18 protein-coding genes are annotated in these 18557 nt (G+C 61.8%); all 18 read left to right on the top strand.

Annotated features, from left to right (window positions below; genetic code table 11):
• Window positions 1–39: 39 nt before the first annotated feature.
• The 18 genes from Q7J26_RS02535 to Q7J26_RS02450 all read left to right on the top strand — a co-directional run bounded on the left by Q7J26_RS02535 (window position 40) and on the right by Q7J26_RS02450 (window position 18463).
• Window positions 40–390, top strand: a complete 351-nt coding sequence (locus tag Q7J26_RS02535; RefSeq protein WP_304934942.1) for a hypothetical protein — start codon at window positions 40–42, stop codon at window positions 388–390.
• Between the two features lie 170 nt (window positions 391–560).
• Window positions 561–1016: a hypothetical protein gene (locus tag Q7J26_RS02530; protein WP_304934941.1), complete on the top strand. Its 456-nt coding sequence runs from the start codon at window positions 561–563 to the stop codon at window positions 1014–1016.
• On the top strand, window positions 1013–3010 hold the full coding sequence (locus Q7J26_RS02525; protein ID WP_304934940.1) for a phage tail tape measure protein: 1998 nt from the start codon (window positions 1013–1015) through the stop codon (window positions 3008–3010). Before Q7J26_RS02530 ends, Q7J26_RS02525 begins: the two co-directional genes overlap by 4 nt.
• Window positions 3011–3123: 113 nt before the next feature.
• Complete coding sequence (locus Q7J26_RS02520) at window positions 3124–3858, top strand: hypothetical protein (RefSeq protein ID WP_304934939.1); 735 nt, start codon at window positions 3124–3126, stop codon at window positions 3856–3858.
• 77 nt (window positions 3859–3935) lie between these two features.
• On the top strand, window positions 3936–4439 hold the full coding sequence (locus Q7J26_RS02515) for an HNH endonuclease (RefSeq protein WP_304934938.1): 504 nt from the start codon (window positions 3936–3938) through the stop codon (window positions 4437–4439).
• 3 nt (window positions 4440–4442) lie between these two features.
• Window positions 4443–4625: a hypothetical protein gene (locus tag Q7J26_RS02510; protein ID WP_304934937.1), complete on the top strand. Its 183-nt coding sequence runs from the start codon at window positions 4443–4445 to the stop codon at window positions 4623–4625.
• Between the two features lie 7 nt (window positions 4626–4632).
• Window positions 4633–5808 (top strand): phage late control D family protein, encoded by a 1176-nt coding sequence (locus Q7J26_RS02505; protein ID WP_304934936.1) that lies wholly within the window; start codon window positions 4633–4635, stop codon window positions 5806–5808.
• A complete protein-coding gene (locus tag Q7J26_RS02500; protein ID WP_304934935.1) occupies window positions 5805–6434 on the top strand; it encodes a hypothetical protein in 630 nt (209 codons plus the stop codon). Before Q7J26_RS02505 ends, Q7J26_RS02500 begins: the two co-directional genes overlap by 4 nt.
• Window positions 6435–6465: 31 nt before the next feature.
• Window positions 6466–12171: a DUF1983 domain-containing protein gene (locus tag Q7J26_RS02495; RefSeq protein ID WP_304934934.1), complete on the top strand. Its 5706-nt coding sequence runs from the start codon at window positions 6466–6468 to the stop codon at window positions 12169–12171.
• 8 nt (window positions 12172–12179) lie between these two features.
• Window positions 12180–12623: a tail fiber assembly protein gene (locus tag Q7J26_RS02490; protein ID WP_304934933.1), complete on the top strand. Its 444-nt coding sequence runs from the start codon at window positions 12180–12182 to the stop codon at window positions 12621–12623.
• Between the two features lie 62 nt (window positions 12624–12685).
• Entirely contained in the window at window positions 12686–12973 is a 288-nt protein-coding gene (locus Q7J26_RS02485; RefSeq protein WP_304934932.1) for a hypothetical protein, read from the top strand.
• A gap of 33 nt (window positions 12974–13006) precedes the next feature.
• On the top strand, window positions 13007–13375 hold the full coding sequence (locus Q7J26_RS02480; RefSeq protein WP_304934931.1) for a hypothetical protein: 369 nt from the start codon (window positions 13007–13009) through the stop codon (window positions 13373–13375).
• A 74-nt stretch (window positions 13376–13449) separates the two neighbouring features.
• The gene (locus Q7J26_RS02475) at window positions 13450–14499 is read left to right on the top strand and encodes a baseplate J/gp47 family protein (RefSeq protein ID WP_304934930.1); all 1050 of its coding nucleotides are present in this window, start codon (window positions 13450–13452) and stop codon (window positions 14497–14499) included.
• On the top strand, window positions 14499–15170 hold the full coding sequence (locus Q7J26_RS02470) for a hypothetical protein (protein WP_304934929.1): 672 nt from the start codon (window positions 14499–14501) through the stop codon (window positions 15168–15170). The genes Q7J26_RS02475 and Q7J26_RS02470 overlap by 1 nt, the downstream gene beginning before the upstream one ends.
• A 38-nt stretch (window positions 15171–15208) precedes the next feature.
• Window positions 15209–16741 carry a hypothetical protein gene (locus Q7J26_RS02465; RefSeq protein ID WP_304934928.1) on the top strand — a complete coding sequence of 511 codons (1533 nt, stop codon included), beginning with the start codon at window positions 15209–15211 and terminating at the stop codon, window positions 16739–16741.
• Window positions 16741–17847, top strand: a complete 1107-nt coding sequence (locus Q7J26_RS02460) for a hypothetical protein (RefSeq protein ID WP_304934927.1) — start codon at window positions 16741–16743, stop codon at window positions 17845–17847. Before Q7J26_RS02465 ends, Q7J26_RS02460 begins: the two co-directional genes overlap by 1 nt.
• Window positions 17847–18281, top strand: coding sequence for a hypothetical protein (locus tag Q7J26_RS02455; protein ID WP_304934926.1), 435 nt, complete (start codon window positions 17847–17849; stop codon window positions 18279–18281). The genes Q7J26_RS02460 and Q7J26_RS02455 overlap by 1 nt, the downstream gene beginning before the upstream one ends.
• Window positions 18278–18463: a hypothetical protein gene (locus Q7J26_RS02450; protein ID WP_304934925.1), complete on the top strand. Its 186-nt coding sequence runs from the start codon at window positions 18278–18280 to the stop codon at window positions 18461–18463. Before Q7J26_RS02455 ends, Q7J26_RS02450 begins: the two co-directional genes overlap by 4 nt.
• The last annotated feature ends 94 nt before the right edge of the window (window positions 18464–18557 follow it).

The following is an 18557-nucleotide window of genomic DNA, read 5'->3' as shown; positions in this document are numbered from 1 at the left end:
CGTCGCACTAATAATTAGCCCCGGAAAAGGTATACACAAATGACTGACAAGATTCCCACCGCTGTTGCTGTCGCATCCTCAAATAGCACCATCATCAAAGACTCTGATGGCCGCGAACTTCATATCAAGAAGTTGAACACGCTCGAAGGCGCGAAACTGACCCGCGCCTGTGGCGATGCCGCTTCGAACCAGCCCTACATGATCTACGCCACGCTGGCCGCCTCGGTGCGCCAGATTGACGACACCCCCATGCAGTTCCCGAAGTCCGTCGAGGCGGTGGAATCCCTGATCGGCCGACTGGACGACGCGGGCATGGAAGCCGTCGCCCGTTGGGCGGAAAGCCTCGCTCCCCAAAACCAAGACGACGTTTGGGCTGCGGCAAAAAACTAACCGGGAACGTCGAGCTTCGCGCAGCCCTGAACTGCGTCAGGAACGGCGTTCCCTTTCATGAAGCAATGGAGTTGGACGCGACTGAACTACTCGCCTTCGAAGTGATCTTCGGAGAACTCGAAGGGGGAGAGTTCGACTGGACAAGCCGACGCTGGAAGCAAAAGGACTAAATGGGAACTCTACTCGGCTTTGCCGCTAAACTTGCAGCGATTCAGGGCGGTGCCCTGATCGCGCAGCAGCATGCGTTGAGTGAAGGCGCCAAGATCGTCCACGAAGAAGCGCAGGACCGCATCGGAACCTATCAGTTCGATGCCGGTCCTTTCGCTGCTTGGCCCACGCTGGCCCCGTCCACCATCGAAGAGCGCGTTCGCCTTGGCTATTCGGCCACCGAACCGCTGCTTCGCACCGGCGAAATGCGTGACAGCCTCGAATGGAATGCCTCGCCGTTCCAAGCCAACATCGGATCGGACAGCCCTGTCGCCAAGGCACAGGAACTCGGTGACGGTGATGACCTTCCGGCCCGTTCGTTCCTCGGGGGCGCAGCCTTCAGCAAGGAAGAAGAGGTCGTTGAGAAAGTCGGTCAAGAACTGATCGCGGCCTACATCATCGGGAGCCTCTTCCGATGAACGTCTACGGTATCAACGTAAACATCAGCCTGACCGGCGGTCTGTTCGCGGCCCTTGGCCCGATCATCGGCCGCATGGGCACCCTGAACAGCAAGATCGGCACGGTCACGTCGAGCCTGACGCGCATGCAGTCGGCTGGCCTCGGGCTGGCCGCCATTGGCGTGGGTGCGATGGCCGCCGGTATCGGCATGGCCAAGGGCGCGCTGGCGATCAGCAACGCCGCCAACGACCTGAACGCAGCCAAGACCCGACTGCTGACCGCCGGTATCTCGCCGGACATCGCCGCTCGATACGTCCAACAGGCCCGCAACCTGCGGACCTCGGCCCTCGGTGTCGCGTCCCACGAACGGGTCGGCATGATGAACGACCTGCATTCGGTCTTCGGCAACCCGGCTGAAGCCATCCGCGCGTCGCGCCCATACATGCAAGCGTTCGCCGCCTATCGTTTCCAGAACCGTGATGCGGACCCGGAAGGCAAGGGCTTCAACAACGCGGCCAAGGCCGTGGACCTTGGCGGTCGGGCCATCTCTGCGAACGGCGGTCTCGACGTAGCGAAGTTCCAATCCGAGCTTCGCCTTATGAATGCGATTTCGACGTATTCCAACGGCCGGGTCACGCTCAACGACCAATACCTGTTCGCCCGTGGTGCCGGGATCGCCAACAAGGGTCTGACCCAAGACGGCTACCGCAACCTCGCGCCTCTGATGGAAACCATGGGGGCCGAAAAGACCGGCACTGCCCTGATGACGACCTTCCAAAACCTCATCGGCGGCTCGATGAAGCGCGGGGCTGTGAACCAGCTTGTCGGCGCCGGTCTGGTCGATCCCAACTTGGTTCGGAACGTCGGCGCAGGATCATTCGTGCTGGATCGCGGTGCCCTGAAGGGCACGGATCAGTTCCAGCGCGATCCGGCGGGATGGGTCCGCGACGTGCTGATGCCCGCTGCGTTCCAAGCACAGGGCCTCGGGGCTGACGCTGACGCACAGGCGAAGAAGGACGCGATGATGAACTTCATCAGTCCTCTGAAGCTTGATCGTCGCGCCAAGGGCTTCCTTTCTGAAACCGCGTTCTCGCACATCGACGGGACGTGGGAGCGTGATGTGAAGAACATCCGCAACGCCGAAGGCGTGGACCCCTATTCGACCCACCTGAAGAACAGCCCGGCAGCGAACCAACAGGCTCTCGGCACTGCGTGGGCTGACCTGAAGGCGGCGTTCGGTGAAGCTGCTGGCCCGGCCCTGATCCCGCTGATCCAGAACCTGACCACGGCGATCAACATGATCACCACATGGGCAGAGGCGAACCCGGAAGCCGTGGGCAACATCGTCAAGGGCCTCTTCATCTTCGGCGTGGCTCTGGCCGCGTTCGGCGTGGCCATCTTGGCTGTTAGCGTCGTCATCCTCGCGATGACCTTCCCGATCATCGGGACCGGTCTGGCTATTGCAGCCGCCGTCGCCGCCGTCGTGGCTGCGGCTGCATGGCTGATGACACTCGACTGGAAAGCCATCGGCCTGTTCGTCGTCCGCAAGTTCATCGAAATCCGCGACACCATCAGTCGCTGGATCACCGGCTTCGTGTCGTGGATGGCGGACAAGATCGGGAAGCTGAAGGCCATTGTGGACAGTGTGCGCTCTGCGCTCTGGAACGGCATCAAACGGCTGTTCACGGGCCTCGGCGACTGGATCAAGAATCAGATGGCTGGCACCCCGGCGGCTACGGCGGAACAGCAGGAACGCAACCAGAGCATCCCCGGCAATACGATGCGGGGCAGGGGAGGCGTGCCCGATGCGTCTGGCGTCATTCGTCCGTCGAGCTACGTCGGCCCACCCCCGCGCAATGGCGGCGGCCAAGTCATCCAGACCAACGTCCACATGGATGGTCGGGTCATCGCAACGCAGGTGGACCGCCACCTTGCTTCGAATAATCGACACAACACCGGCCCCACCGGCGGCGACCCCGGTCTGTCGTGGTCAGGGGCGGAAAGCTTCGCCTAATGTCCATTTCATCCTTCCTCGCGGGCACTCAAACGCCCCTCGCAGCCATCGCGGACTTCATCCCGGCATCCGTCGCCAGCGTCGCCCAACCGGCGCCAGCGGCCACGTCGCCAATGAGCCTCGGGGATTTCCACTTCACGGCCTTCGAGGTGCCCGAGAACATTCAGCACGGCATGAAGCAGATCACGGTGACCCACACCCTGATCGGCGGACGCCGCGTCGTGGACGCCATGGGCGCCAGCTATGACCCGATCAAATGGGACGGCATCCTTCTGTCCCAAGACGCTGAAGAGCGTCGGGACAGTCTGAAGCGCATGGCCGCGTCCGGTCGATCCTACACCCTGACATGGGGCAACACCGCGCTCGACGTGGTGATTGAAGATGTCCAGTTCGATGAAAAGTCGGCGTTCCAAATAGCCTACAGCATCAGCGTCTGCGTCCTCGAAGTCGCGGTCACCGAGGCGGCCCAAGGATCGGCCCTACAGGCGGCTACAACCGACTTGGGCAACGCTGTCGGGGTAGCGGCTCCGACCGGCCTGACGGGCATCAGGGACGGCCTCTCGACCGTCCTGAAGACAGCGCAGCAGGTCCGCAGCGGCACGGCCCAGATCGTCGGAGTGTGGAACGGCCTGAACGCCGCGAAAGGCCAGATCGAAACCGCCTTGGCCGACGCCAACGGCATCGTCGGGGCCATCGGGTCCATCGGCCAGATCACCGAGAACACCAGCAGCACGATCAACGATCTTGAGCGGGCTTCCTTCGCCTTCGAACGCCTCGCGCAGCTTGGCGCGACGGGCGGATATGTGGGTCGAGCCGTAGTAAATGTAAGAGGTCTAACCGGGTTTTGAGTAAATCACCCACTAAATGAGCTAAAGGTGAGTCGTTGGATAAATACTTGTGGTCAAAACACAAGGAGGTCCACAAAATGACAAACACCATTACTCTCGAAGAAGCGTCTAAACTTCTCACATACGACCCAAAGACCGGCGACTTCCATTGGGCAGTAGATCGGGGCGGCAAGGCGAAGGCGGGTGACAAGGCGGGCTGGTCAAGCCTCGGCTACACCATCATCCGCATCGGCGGGGTCAATTTCAAAGCGCACCGGCTGGCATGGCTCTTCGTGCATGGCGAGATGCCCAACGGTCACCTCGACCACATCAACCGCATCCGAAACGACAACCGGATCAAGAACTTGCGGATCGCCACCCCCTCGCAGAACATCGGCAACTCGAAGATGCCAAGCACCAACAGTTCGGGCGTCAAAGGCGTCTCTTGGTGCGCCAAGGCGAAGAAGTGGATCGCGTTCATCGCGGTCAACAGCCGCAATCGCAATCTCGGCTCCTATGAAACCATTCAAGAAGCCGCAGCAGCCTACAAGGGCGCCGCCAAAGTATACTTCGGCGAGTTCGCTCATTTTGATCGGACCTAATCTATGAAGACCGTCACTGTCTCGGGGACCAGCGTGTCCCGCATCGCCGCCAAGGAACTCGGGGACGCCCGCCAATGGGCACGGATCATGGAAGCCAACGGCTTCTTCGACGCCGTGATCCGGGCACCGTCGAACGTCAAAATCCCCGAGCGTGACGCGAACGCCCCAACGGTCCCGTCCACCTAAATATTGGATGGATGGAACCACAAGTCAGCTTGATTCAATCGTTGTGCAGGGGCGGGGGCCAGCCCTCCGTCGCCCGCGCGCTCGCGTTCTGATCAACGGCGAAGAACTGCCCGGCCTGAAGGCCGCCAATGTTCGCAAAAACAACTACTTCCATGCCGATACCTTCGACATGACTTTCGCCCTTTGGTTCGTCGGAGCCAAAGGGCCGTCGTGGTGGCTCGCCCAAGATAAGGTCGATGTCGAAGTCCAGATGGGCCGGGAGCCGGAAGAGGGCGAGATTGCTTGGCGCACCGTCCTCAAGGGCAAGGTCGATGATATCGACATGACGTGGGGAGGCGGCATGCTGTCGCTGAAGGGGCGGGACAAAACCGCCCTGATGATCGACGCCAAGACCCGCGAAGCCTTCCACAACAAGACCGCCTCGGAAATCGTCACCACGCTGGCCGCCCGCCACGGCCTGACCGCCGACGTGACCGCGACCACGACCCGCGCTGGCACCTACTACGAGCGCGACCATGTGTCGGTGAACAACGGCGAGTTCAGCCGTGCCCAGACCGAATGGGACACGATCACCTACCTTGCCCGGCAAGAGGGTTTCGACGCTTGGGTATCGGGCGACACGCTCTATTTCAAACCGCTGTCGGAAGACCGGTCAGAGGCTTTCGTCATCACGCTGGCCGAACCCGAACGCTCGGGCCAGATGACCGTCGCCGCACAGTCGAACGTCAAGAACTTCAGCCTGACCCGCAACCTCGCGCTGGCCAAGGACATCAAGGTCATCGTCCGTTCGTGGAACTCGGGCCACGGCAAGCGGTATGAGGCCAAGACCGAGAGCAAGAAGCCCGCGCGTGGCCGCAACGCGACCTCGGGCGGCGGCTCCGGTGATGAAGTCACTGAATACCACTACACCTTCCCCAACCTGACACAGGCTGAAGCGCAGGTCCGCGCCAACAAGCTGCATGAACAGATCAGCCGTCAGCAGTGGACCATCGAATTCGAGCTGCCCGGCACCCTCGGTCTGGACCCTCGCCAGAAGGTGACGATCCAAGGCGTCGAGCGCGCCCAAGACGAACTGTATTACGTCGATAGCGTCGATCTTGGGATGGATGCGACCGGCGGGTGGACCATGCAGGTCCGCGCCAAAAACACGCCTGAACCCAACGGGGAGGCATCCCCGCAATGAGCAACCAACTTACAAACTCCGTCCTCGGCCGCGTCGCACAGCAGCAGCAGACGCAGGGCCAGCCACGCGCGGGCACCATCGCCAGCTATGATCCCAAGACCTTCCTCGCGAAGGTGATGATCGAGCCGGATGGCATCCTGACCGGCTGGCTCCCGATCAGCACCGTGGCCGTGGGTTCCGGCGCCATGCGCGTGGCGCCCACCGTTGGCGATCAGTGCCTTGTCGTGCCCCAAGAGGGCGACAGCGGCTCGATGGTCATCACGGGCTTCATCCATTCCCAATCCGCCCGTCCGCCGCAGAAGGCCGACAGCATCAGGGGCGACGAAGCCGAACTGAAGTCGGGCGAAGGTCTGTGGGTGGGTCCGCGTGGCCAGTTCGTCCGCATGAACGCCGATGGCTCTGTGCTGATGAAGGCCGACAAGATCAACCTTGAAGGCGATCTGCATATCACCGGCGACCTGACCTGCGAGGGAAAAGCGACCGTAGACGGCGACGTTCGTTCGAAACAGCAGATCATCGACCACGAAGGCAAGTTGTCCGAACTGCGTAAGAACTACAACGACCACCAACACCCAACGGGTGGGGCTGGCGCGAAGATCACGCTGAAGACGAACAAGCCCGACTGACCAGCAATAGGGCCGTCATCCTAAATACTGGATGGCGACTTCTATTTCGAAAACCAACGGTGACCTGGTCGCCGTCCTCGGTCTTGGCGCAATCGACACCCAAGCCAGCCCTCTGACTCTGATCGGGGAGGGGGCTGAAGACTGGATCGAGGCGATGAACCAGAATTGGGTTCATAGCGTCGAGAATTTCGCCAACGATCTTCCGCCGGTCAACCCGCTTCAGGGCCAGTTCTGGTTCGACCAGCGCGACCGTTCCCTGAATTTGTGGACCGGTTCGGAATGGATCGCTGTCGTGCCCGGCTCGGGCACCCTGACCGAAGATGGCTTCGAAGTCTCTGACGGCACCGGCGAAGCCACGATTCCCGACGACATCGCGGCTGCGATTGAGGACGCACGGGCAAGAGCCGAAGCCCTAATTGCAGAAGCCGAAGTCATGCTGGCCGACCGTATGGCCCTTGCAGAGACGAAGCTGGCCGACGCCGAACGCTTCTACATCGAGAGCGACCAACGCTTGTCGGAGGCCGTCGAAGGCTTCCGCGAAATCATCGGCGAATACGACCCGCTCTACGGGACGCTCGGCGCCCGCGTGATCGAGATTGCTGACGCCCAAGGCGATCAGGCCACGCAGATCGACGCCATTCAGGTCGTCCTCGGTGACGAAACCAACGGCCTTCGCGGTGAAGTCGCCACCCTGAAAACCACGGTCGCGACCAATAGTCAGGTCACCTCGCAACGTCTCGATCTTGTCGAAGCCGCCATCGAAACCGGCGTCGGGGATGTTTCGGCCAGCGTCATCAGCTTGGCCAACGCGACCGCCACTGCTGACAAAGCCCTATCCACCCGCATCGACCAAACCCGGTCGGAATTCACGGCCAACGCAGTCACGACCAATGCCCGCATCACGTCGGCGCAACAGACCGCAGCCAGCGCGACACTGGCCGTCGCCCAAGACCTCGATGTCGTTGAAGCCGCTCTGAACACACCTGACACGGGTCTGTTGGCGAAGAGCCTTCAGCACACATCAGCCATCAGCGATCTGGCCAGCAGCAAGGCGACCGTCGATTCCGTCAACGCACTGACCGCCGAAGCTCGGGCAAAGAACAAGACCTACGCACAGACTACGAACCCGACGAACGTCCCGGTTGGCACGCTGGTCGTGGGAGATGTCCTCTACCGCACCGATCAGAACAACAAGATGTTCCGTTGGAGCGGGAGCGCGTGGGTCGCTGTCGTTGATGCACGTCCGCCGACCTACGTTCAGACCACGGCTCCAACCGGCGCGATCACCGGCGCCCTCTGGATCAACACGGCCAACAACAACGTCGTCAGCCAGTTCAACGGCACGTCGTGGACCCCATACGAAGACCCGCGCGTCCCGGCGGCGACCGCCAAAATCCTGACCCACGATCAGGTGCTTGCAGACCTCCCGAACAACTATGCAGCGGCCTCACAGTTCACGGCGATCAAAACGGAAGTCGAAGGCGCACGGAACGGCTCGGGCACTCTCGGTGCCCAGCTTCAGAGCATGCGGACGGCCACGTCTGACGGCCTGAACCTGAAGGCTTCGGCCTCCGATCTGAACCTTCTGAAGGCAGAGGTTGAAGGGGCGAGGAACGGCTCGCCCAACCTCTCTGCCCAACTGCTGGCGATGCGAACCGCCACGTCTGATGGCCTCGCCCTGAAGGCGACCGCGACCGAGGTGAACACCCTTCGCACCGAGATCAGCGACGCTCGAAACGGCTCGCCCACCCTGACCGCCCAACTGACAAGCATGCGAACCGCCACGTCTGATGGCCTCGCGCTGAAGGCGTCAGCGTCGGAGTTCGGTCAGATCAAGGCAGAGGTCGAAGGTGCCCGAAACGGGGCTGCGAACCTGAACGCCCTGCTGACCAGCATGCGGACGGCAACCAGTGACGGCCTCGCACTGAAGGCGACGGCCATCGAGGTCAACACACTCCGCACAGAGTTGGTGGACGCCCGCAATGGCAAGTCGAACCTGACGGCCGAACTGTCGTCCATGCGCCAAGCCACGACCGATGGTCTGGCTGGCAAGGCTGCGGCGACTCGCGTGGATAGCCTCGAAGTCGCAGCACGGTCGCTCCCCAACCTGCTCAAAAACGGTGATTTCTCTCGCCTCACTGCATCTGGGGAAGTGTCGGATTGGGGCAAGGATCAGCCGGGCACCTTCACTCGCTATCTGCACCCGACTCTCGGTTCCATCGCCTATTTTATGGGCGCCGAATACGTCTACACGGCCAACTACAACATCAACGCTGGCGACCCGCTCTCGCTGTCTTTCGAGAGCGATGGCGGCGGCGGCACGGCCTATGCCCAAATCCAGTGGCTGCCGTCGTTCGCCAACTCCCAATCCGTCCCTTTTGCGGGATCGTGGGGCTTCCGTTCGAAACTTGAAGGCATCTACGCCCCGCCGGGCACGACCGGCTATCGCATCGTTTTCTATCGAGGCGCGACGACCCAAGTCCACATGGCTCGGGTCAAGGTCAACTACGGGAATTATGCGACAAACTGGTCCGACGAGGGCACCGTCTTCGAGACGAACGCCCGGATCAGCACGACCGAAAACGTCATCGTCAATCTGCCCGCAAACTATGCGGCGGCATCAACCTTCAACTCGATCAGGTCTGAAGTTGAAGGGGCGCGCAACGGCTCTGGCTCCCTCGGGGCGCAACTCACATCAATGCGCCAAACTACGACCGATGGTCTGGCTGGCAAGACTGATGCAGTTCGCACCGACCGTCTTGAGGCGACTGCTACAAATGCCCTGAACCGGAACGCGGACTTCTCCCGTGGCGTCGTCACCGGCCAAATTCCGGCCAACTGGAACGACTGGTCTTCGGGCAGTCTCAACTCTCTGGCCAACGGCCTCGTCTCATCGTTTGGCCTCCGCTTTAATCTGGCTGCTGGTCAAGATCGCGGCATCTCTCAAAACGTCACGTCGGGAAGCCCCGGCTGGCACGTCGTCGAATCCACGGTCACTCTTGAGGCCGGTTCTTTCCCCGGCTCTGGCGTCCTGATCCAATGCTTCGATAGCAATGGCGTCGAACAGTCGAACGCACAGCTTCGTTTCGCCGAACAGCCTGACAGCACCGGCGCCGTTCAGGGCAGCGGCTCTGTCGGTCGCACCTACCGCTACAGCTTGCTCTTCAATGCACCAGTGACGGTTCGACAGTTCAACATCTACGCAATGGGCGGTTGGTCTGGATTTGGGTCAGTCGCGGCGAAGTCGATTGTCTTCCACGAAGCCAAAATCCGCATCGCCACCGCAGCGGAGATTCAGGTGGGTGTGGCCTCGGTCGGGACCACCCTGAAGGCTCGGATGGACAACACCGACACGGTGATCCTCAACTTGCCCGCGAACTACGCCGCAGCGTCGTCCTTCAACTCGATCAAGACCGAAGTGGAAGGCGCCCGAAATGGCTCTGGCTCTCTTGGCTCGCAGCTTACCAGCATGCGCCAGACCGTTACGGACGGGCTGAACCTGAAAGTCGATGCCACCGAATACAACACGCTGAAGGCCGAAATCACGAACGCTCGGAACGGTAAGCCGTCCGTGTCTGCGCTGCTGGCTGAAATGCGTCAGGCCACGGTCGATGGCGACAACGCCTCGGGGCTGCGCCTGAACACCATGGAAGCGGCTACACGCTCGCTTCCGAACCTGATCAAGAACAGCGACTTTACGAACGGCCTGACTAAATGGGAACGTGACGGCGCGGGACCGGCCAGCGACATCGGAACTTACTATCACGCCACCCTTGGAACGATTGGGTGGATCAAGGGCGCGGTTGGCTACATCGCGTCGGATTTCTACCCGATCAATTCCGGCGATGCGGTCAGCCTATCCTTCGAGGGCGACCGTGGCGGCGGCGACGGCAACGCCTCAATCCAATGGCTCCCCGGCTACGCACAAGCCGGGCACGTCGCAATCCCTACGACATGGGGCGTCCGCGCCAAATCGGAAAACAACGTCGCTCCCGCAGGAACGACGCACTTCCGCGTGGTTATCGGCAAGGGCACGGCGACCCAAGTCCACTTCACGCGCGTCAAAGCTAACTATGGGTCTGTCGCCACCAACTGGTCGAACGAAGCTACGGCTTTCGACACGAACGCTCGGATCGGCGAGGTCGAAAGTGTCACATCTAACGGGACATTCGCGACCGCGACCCGCGTCAACGATCTTCAGGCGACACTTCAGACCCGGAACAACCTTTGCCCGAATGGTAGCTTCGAAAACGGCCTAACCGGTATCACTGGACCGGCTGGTCTGTTCGTCGCGAATAATGGGTGGGGGCCGCATGCCATCGCCTACAATCCGGGCGATCAGACGCATGTTGTCAACTTCCCGAAGTTCGACGTGTTCGGGAGCAACTATTACACCATCAGCGGCGACACGATCCTTTTCGCGTCGTCGGGGCATGTCGCGTATCTGGACCTCATCTTCTTCGACAGTGCGGGCAACGTCTGCGGTGATGGTCCCGAAAAGCCGATTTATAGCCAGCACGATTTCAGCAACGCGCCATCTCGTCTCCAAGAACACGCCATCGCGACGCTGGCGCCCTCAAACGCAGTCAAGGCGCAAGCCCGTGCTGTCTTCGGCGGGACCGGCATCAACGCGCTGGGTGTCCGCCGGGTCAAAGTGGAAATGGGCGGCCTTCCGGCCACGCAATACACGTCAGAAGCCTCTGACGTTCAGACGACTGCCCGTGTCACGCAGACCGAGAGCGCGACCGCCACTCTCAACGGTAGGATTTCGGCTACGGCTGGCCTGACGGTCCAAGCTGGCACGCAAATCGCGGGCATGAAAATCCATGCTTCTGACGGCACTGACACGCCGGTCTCGGCCATCGACTTCCAAGCTGGTGTCCTGCGAGTTTGGTCACCTGACCAAAACACCGGGATCGCGCCTTTCGAAATCCGAAACGGCGGCGTCCGTATGAAGTCGGCCTTCGTGGACCGTCTGGCTGTTGGCACGTCGATCACGCTTGGCTCGGGTGTTCCGTGGAAGGTTGCTGTTCAACCTCTCGATCTGAACGTCACCGATGGCCAGAACGTCAGCTTTGGCTTTGACCTCGGGAACAACCCGACGCTGGCTTTCGCCGGAAACAACCTCGCTCCGCTCAACGCGGGCGAGACCTACAGCCTGTATGCCGAAAACCTGTCGCCGACTGGCTTCATCGCCCGTCTGAAAATCTCGACGCCAGCCACACCAGCGAACCTCGGGACCGGCTGGCTCGGTGCGAACGCCAACGGCCCGACCAGCCATCACATGTTTATCGACCAATACGGCGGTCGCTCCACGACGGGCGGCTACAACGTCCGCGTCAACGGCTACAATCGCATCTACCGGAACCGGTTCAACACGCCGCCGAACCAGCCTGAATACATTTACGACGATCCATCCGAGACTCTGAATGGATCAACCTACATCACCGTTTTCGGATGGAATGGCGGCGCGTGGGTCGAACTCGATACGATCTACATTGAGCCGTTGTATATGTCTGGGACCGGCTATTCTGACCAATACTTCGACGTGTCGCAATCAGTTCCGACCGGGACCAATATCTCTCATATTGGCGTTGCGGTGACGTATAAGACCTATGCTGAATCTTATGTCGGAAGCCTCGCCGTGGATTGGCAAACTCAAGGGTCCGGTGGGGGCCTCCGCTCGGCCACGCCGAACGGCCAAGTGTCCAGCGTCACAATCCGTCCTCGCTCCTAAATATTGGTATGACGACGCTCTACACCTACGCCCGCTATTCGCTCGAAGCCGACTGTCTGGCGTCCGAAACCGAAGTGCCCGAGGGGCTGCTCGCTTGTGCGTGTGGGCGCCTCCGTTCGGCCTCCGAACTCTTTGACGCCAGCGACTACGACGAACTGGTTGGCGACTGGCGTTGCATCATTTGCTTCTCGGCAATCGACCGGGCCGAAGCCATCGCAGCCGATCAGGCAGCGGCTCCCGCGCCGTCGTGGTCGCCTGACTGTCAGCATGGGAATGCGATCAGGGCTGAACGCTGGCGACTACTGATGGCCTCTGACTGGACAGAGTTTCCGCGCTCACCACTGACCGAAGCGCAGCGGGACGAATGGGGCGATTACCGTCAAGCGTTGCGCGATCTGACGGCGACGTTCGCCTGTCCGACCGATGTCATCTGGCCGACACCACCAGCCTAAATATTCCCATGACAACTTCCCCTGAAACCTACCCGCAAACTCTCGAAGAGGCGCAAGCCGTCGTGGATCAGATCGCCGCTGCTGAACGCCTGAAGAACCTCTACGAACTGGATGTTCTGAACGAAGCGACCGCCGCTCTATCCGATTTGGCTGAAGACGCTCGGGCTTTGCTTGCGCCTATCGCCGCTCGCTCCATCGCCTCGGAAGACATTGGCCGCCTTAACGGTCTGCTTTTCCAGATCGACCAAGCGTCGGTCTCCGCATTGAACCGGGCCACGCAGTTAAATTACGTCCTGAACGCACCGCCTCCGACGCCGATGCCGGTGCTTCCGACGCCCCCCGCGACCTGAACCGGCTTATCAGCCCCGCCGATAAATACTGGCATGGCTGACCTCTCTCACATCCACGGGCAAGACTTGACCGTTTCGGCGACCGGCGGGCTGCTGCTTACGAGCGGCACCGAACACGGTCAGCAGCGCGTCATCCGCCGGTTGATGACCAATCCCGGCGATGACCAATGGACCCCCGAGTATGGCGGCGGCGCACCCGCCTTCGTGGGTTCCACCGCCTCCGCTGACCGCATCCGTGCGGCCTTCCTGAAGCAGATGCGGATGGAAGCCACCGTGGACCAGTCCGTCGCACCGAGGGTCACCGTCTCCGCTCAACCGAACGGCACGACCACGGCCACGGTCGAATATCGGGATGCCCAAGGCGTCACGTCCCGCACCATAATTCCAATGGGGGACCGCTGATGGCTCTTGAACTTCGAAACCACGATCAGATCGTCAACGCGGCTGCGGCCATCGCACAGCAGTCGTGCCCTGATTTGACCGACCTGTCGCCCGGCTCTTCGTTCCGCGCCTTGCTTGAGGCCGCAGCCTTCAACAGCGAGTGGCAACAGTTCCTGACCTTGGCCGTGCTGCGCCAGACCCGCGCCGCGACCAGCCGGGGTGAAGACCTCGATTCCTATTTCGGCGATTTCGGCCTGACGCGCCTCGGTGCTGTCCCGGCCTCGGGCGCCGTCACCTTCAGCCGCTTCAGCACGACCGGGACCGCTCTGGTTCCGCTCGGTGCCATCGTGAAGACGGTAGACGGCACGGTGTCCTTCACCGTCGTCAAGGACACGGCGAACCCGCGTTGGGACACTGGCCTGAACGGCTACACCATCGCCGGTGGCGTCGCCTCGGTGACCGTCCCTGTCGCTGCGTCCACGCCGGGAGCCTCGGGTAATGTCCGGGCTGGCACCATCACCATGATCTCTTCGGCCATCCCCGGCATCGACGCCGTGGCCAACGCTGCTGGTTTCCAGAACGGGGCTGACGGCGAAGCCGACGAAGCCTTCCGTGCGCGCTTCACGAACTACATCAATACCCGATCACAGGCGACGACCGGCGCGGTCGAATACGCCGTGGCTTCGGTCCAACAGGGCCTGACCTTCAAGATCGTCCAGAACGTCGATGCAGCGGGCAACGTCGCCCGAGGGTCGTTCGTCATCTTCGTGGACGATGGCACAGGATCACCGCCCGATGCCCTGATGTCTGCGATCCATACAGCCGTTCAGGCTGCGGCTCCGATCAGCATGCCGTTCTTCCTCCTTCCGGCGAAGGTCGTCACGGCCAACGTCTCGGTGACGATCAAGGCCAAGCCCGGCTACTCGAAGGCATCGCTGATCGGCGCGGTCGCCGCTGCGATCCAAGACCACATCAATACCCTCGGTGTCGGCGAACCCCTGTCGTTCTATCGACTGGCCCACGTCGCCCAAGACACGGTTGAGGGCGTCCAGAGCGTCGATACGCTGCTGCTGAACGGACACACGGAAAACCTCGGCGGCGAACCCAACCAATCGGTGCATGCCGGTAGCATCGCGGTGTCCTGATGGCTGTCGGGGATCGTGATTTCTTCAAAGACCTGATGCTTCACCACCAGCTTCCCACGGGCTGGTTCGATGAAGACGGACAGGTCATCAACGCCGTGTTGGACGCGCTGGCGACGGCGCCCGCGTTCGACTTCGACCAACTTCTCTACGTCGCGCAGCAGAACCGGTTGGCCACCGCCACCGAGATGAACCTTGACCTGATCGCCGAAGACTTTTTCGGCAAAGGCATGTTCCGCCGACGCAAAGGGGAGGGCGACGACAGCTATCGTAGCCGCATCGCGGCCGAACGGCTCCGTCCCCGCGCGACCCGCCAAGCGATGATCAACATGATCACCGATCTGACCGGCGTCGCCCCCGTCATTTTCGAGCCGGGCAACGTCTCCGACACGGGGAGCTACGGCTACGACATGGCCTATGGCGAGGCGGGCGCATACGGCTCGCTGAACCAACCCTATGAGTTCTTCATGACCGTCACCCGCCCCTTGGGGCAGGGCATCCCCGACGTGGCCGGATACGGCTCCGACGATGGCGCCTATGGCGCGGGGAACATCGAATACGCCTCCCTCGACAACATCGAAGGCGAGGTCACCGACACCGAAATCTATCAGTCCATCGCCCGCACGGTCCCGGCCGGGGTGACCGCGTGGACCGAGATCAAGAGCGGCACATAAGCACCGCCCGATAAATATAAGAAACGACAGGACAGCTAATGGACCGCACAATTGTTTACACGGGGGCGATCCCCCAAGACGCCGATATCCTTATCACGAACCGCAACATGGTCCGTGCCATCGGGCATCTGGCTCGGGGCATCTGGGGCACCAACAGCGTCGCCGCTGGTCTGGACGCCACGCCCGCTTCGCCTCTTTCGCTGAACTTCCGTATCGGTCCCGGCATGGTCACCGTGCTTCAGAGCATCGACGCCACGTCCTATGGCTCTCTGGCCGCCGACAACAACCAGACCGTCAAGGTCGGGTCCATCGACAGCACCACGACTTTCCCGGTCGTCGCCCCCACGACCGCCGGTCGTTCGGTGAAGTATCTGGTTCAAGCTGCATTTGATCAGCAGGACACCGACAACAAGGTTCTGCCCTACCGCAACGCCGCCAACCCGGCGCAGCCGTATGCTGGCCCAGCCAACTCGGGCACGGCTCAACCGACCGTGCGTCGCGAGACGGTTGCCCTTCAGGCGAAGCGCGGCACCGAAGCAGCGACCGGCTCCGAAGCTGTCCCGGCGGTCAGCGCGGGCTATGTGCCGCTGTGGGTGATCACCGTTGCCTTCGGTCAGACGACCGTCACGGCGGCTCACATCACTTCGCACCCGGACGCTCCGTGGACCTCGAAGCTGACGGACCTGTTCGCCAAGATCGACAGCCCCACGTTCGTCGGCACGCCCAAGGCTCCGACGCCTACGACTGCGGACGGCATCGCCACCAAGGCTTACGTCGATGCGATCCTGTCGGGTGCTGGCGTATCGGTTGCTGCTGATCCCAACACCATCGCAAAGCGCAACGGCGCGGGCGCACTGGTCGCCACGTCGTTCATCGGCAAGGCGACTTCGGCTGGCACAGCGGACACCGCGAACAACGCGACGAATGCCCAGAACGCCGTCAATGCACAGACTGCCCAGAACGCGGACAACGCAACCCACGCGGTGAACGCACAGAATGCCCAGAACGCTAACACCGCCAACACGGCGGGTTCGGCCACCACGGCTGGCTCCGCTACTCAAGCCGCAAACGCTGCGAAACTCGACAACAAGAACGCCTCGGTCGCCACGGCGGCTGACACCGTGGTCGTGCGCGACGCGGGCGGCAATGTGAACGCCAACGTCTTCAACGGTCGTGCGACCTCTGCGGCCTACGCCGACTTCGCCGAACGCTTCGAAGCATCTGAAGACCTTGAACCGGGCGACGTGGTGTCCTTCGGTGGTGACAAGGAAATCTGTAAAGCCGGTTGGTCTGGCTCGGTCTTCGGCGTCGTCTCGACGGCACCGGCCTATCTGGCAAACGCCGAAGCTGGCGACGACAAATCCCACCCGGCGGTCGCATGGCAAGGCCGTGTCCCGGTCAAGGTTCTCGGCCCCGTCGAGAAATTTGATCTGCTGGTGATGTCTTCGATCCCCGGAGTTGCCTATGCCGCGAAGGATGCTGTTTCGACCGACGTGTTCGGCCGCGCTCTTGAAGACAAGGCTTCCGAAGGCGTGTCGCTGGTCATGGCCGTGGTGAAGGCTCGAATCTAATGGCCGTCATTTCCGCAGCAGACCGGAACGCCTTGGCGACCTCATACAACTCGCTTCTCGGCACCAACATTTCGATGGTGACGCCCGGCGCCGTGATCGACGACGCCGACTGGACCAGCATGTATGACAAGGTGAAAGCCGCCTGTGATGCCGCAGGGCGTCCGTGGGCAGGTCCGAACCGCGCCAGCCTTACCCTCGGCCTTCCGATCACGCTTCAGGCTTGGCCGATGCCGGGTGATGCGATCCCCGACGCCCAAACCCTTGGCTTCGACCGCACAACGTCATGGACTGCCCCGAGCGGTGTGAATTCCGTGATGTTCAACTGGATCGTCGCCGGTGGCGGCGGTGGCGGGGCAGGAACCGAATACGGCAATGGCGGCGGCGGCGGCGGCGGCGGATCGGGTGGCTTTGGCCGCTACATCGAAGTCCCCTGCAAGCCGGGCGACAAGTTCGTCTTCACCATTGGGGCAGGTGGCATTGGTGCTGCTACCCCGACCGTCAACGGCAAACCAAGCAACAACCTTCCAGTCCGCGACGGATCATTGGGAGGCCAGACGACTGTCACGCAGAACGGCGCCGTGATCTTCACCGCCACCGGCGGCGAAGGCGGCATCACGTCGAGGAACACCAATCAGGCGGCCCAAGTATCACAAGGCGGCACTGGTGGTCTTCCGAGCGGCCTGACGGGTCAGCTTGGCCCCGGTGGGACTAACGACCGCGCATCGACCTTTGGGGGCGGTGGGGCGCCGGGTCCGACACAGGGAAGCTTCGGCGGCGCCGGTGGCCTTGCTGGTGGTGGTGGTGACCGCGTGACCGGCGCATCGGCTGGGAAGGCCGGGGTCGGCCATGGATCGGGCGGCGGCGGTGGCGGCTGCAAAGATCGCTATGACGGCGGTGGATATTGGTTCGGTGGGCAAGGGGCCAACGGCTTCGTTGAAATCACCTTCCCGAGCCAAGGCGCAGTTGGGGGAACCCCGGCCGCGATCAATACCACCTACAACACGACTGCGCCGGTGACGGCGGGTGGTTCGACCGGCGGTGGCTACACCGGCGGTAGCCGGGGAAATGGCCTCGAAAGCTTCGTTGTCACGATGCAGAGCGTCTGATGACGACGGCTTCAGACAACAGAATTGGCGAGCGTATTGCCAGCCTTGAAACCGAGGTGAAGGGCATGACGACCGCTGTCGAGAAACTGACCGGGAAGTTCGATGAACTCGGGGACAAGATGGCGGACAAGATCGCCACCGAGGTCGCCCACTCGAAAAACAACATTATGCAGGTGGTGAACACCAAGGCTGATGAGGCCATGACCAACCATCGTCTGACCAACCTTGAACGGGACATGGCGACGAAGGCCCCGAACGAATCATTCAAGGAGATTCGCACCTTCATCATCGGCGCGTGTCTGCTGGTGCTGGTCGCGTTCGGCGGCGGCGTCACCGCGCTGGTCTTCAACTCCAACAGCAACACGGCCAAGACCGAACGGGCGGCGCAGGTCCAGCAAGTTCAGGCGCCCGTCGTCGCGATGCTGCCGAAATGATCCCTTTCATAGACGCAATCGCAGCCAGCCCGATCTATTCGAAGCTGGCTGGCTGGACCGCCATCGTCATCGCGTGCATCGCCATCATCTGGATCGGCGCGGCGCACATCAACCATAGGGTCGAGACGTGGAAGGCCGGGGTGGTCGAAGCCGCCCACCGATTGCCCAAACTGACTAAATAGTTGTGCCGGGAGGGGTCATTGGTTCCCGGTATTCTCCGATTGTGTTGTGTGGGGAGGCCGGGGCGAACCCCGGCCTCCCTTTGCATTCCGCTAA

The organism is Brevundimonas sp., assembly GCF_030656255.1.
In the GTDB taxonomy this organism is placed as follows: Bacteria; Pseudomonadota; Alphaproteobacteria; order Caulobacterales; family Caulobacteraceae; genus Brevundimonas.
This window is presented reverse-complemented; position numbering and strand designations above follow the sequence as displayed.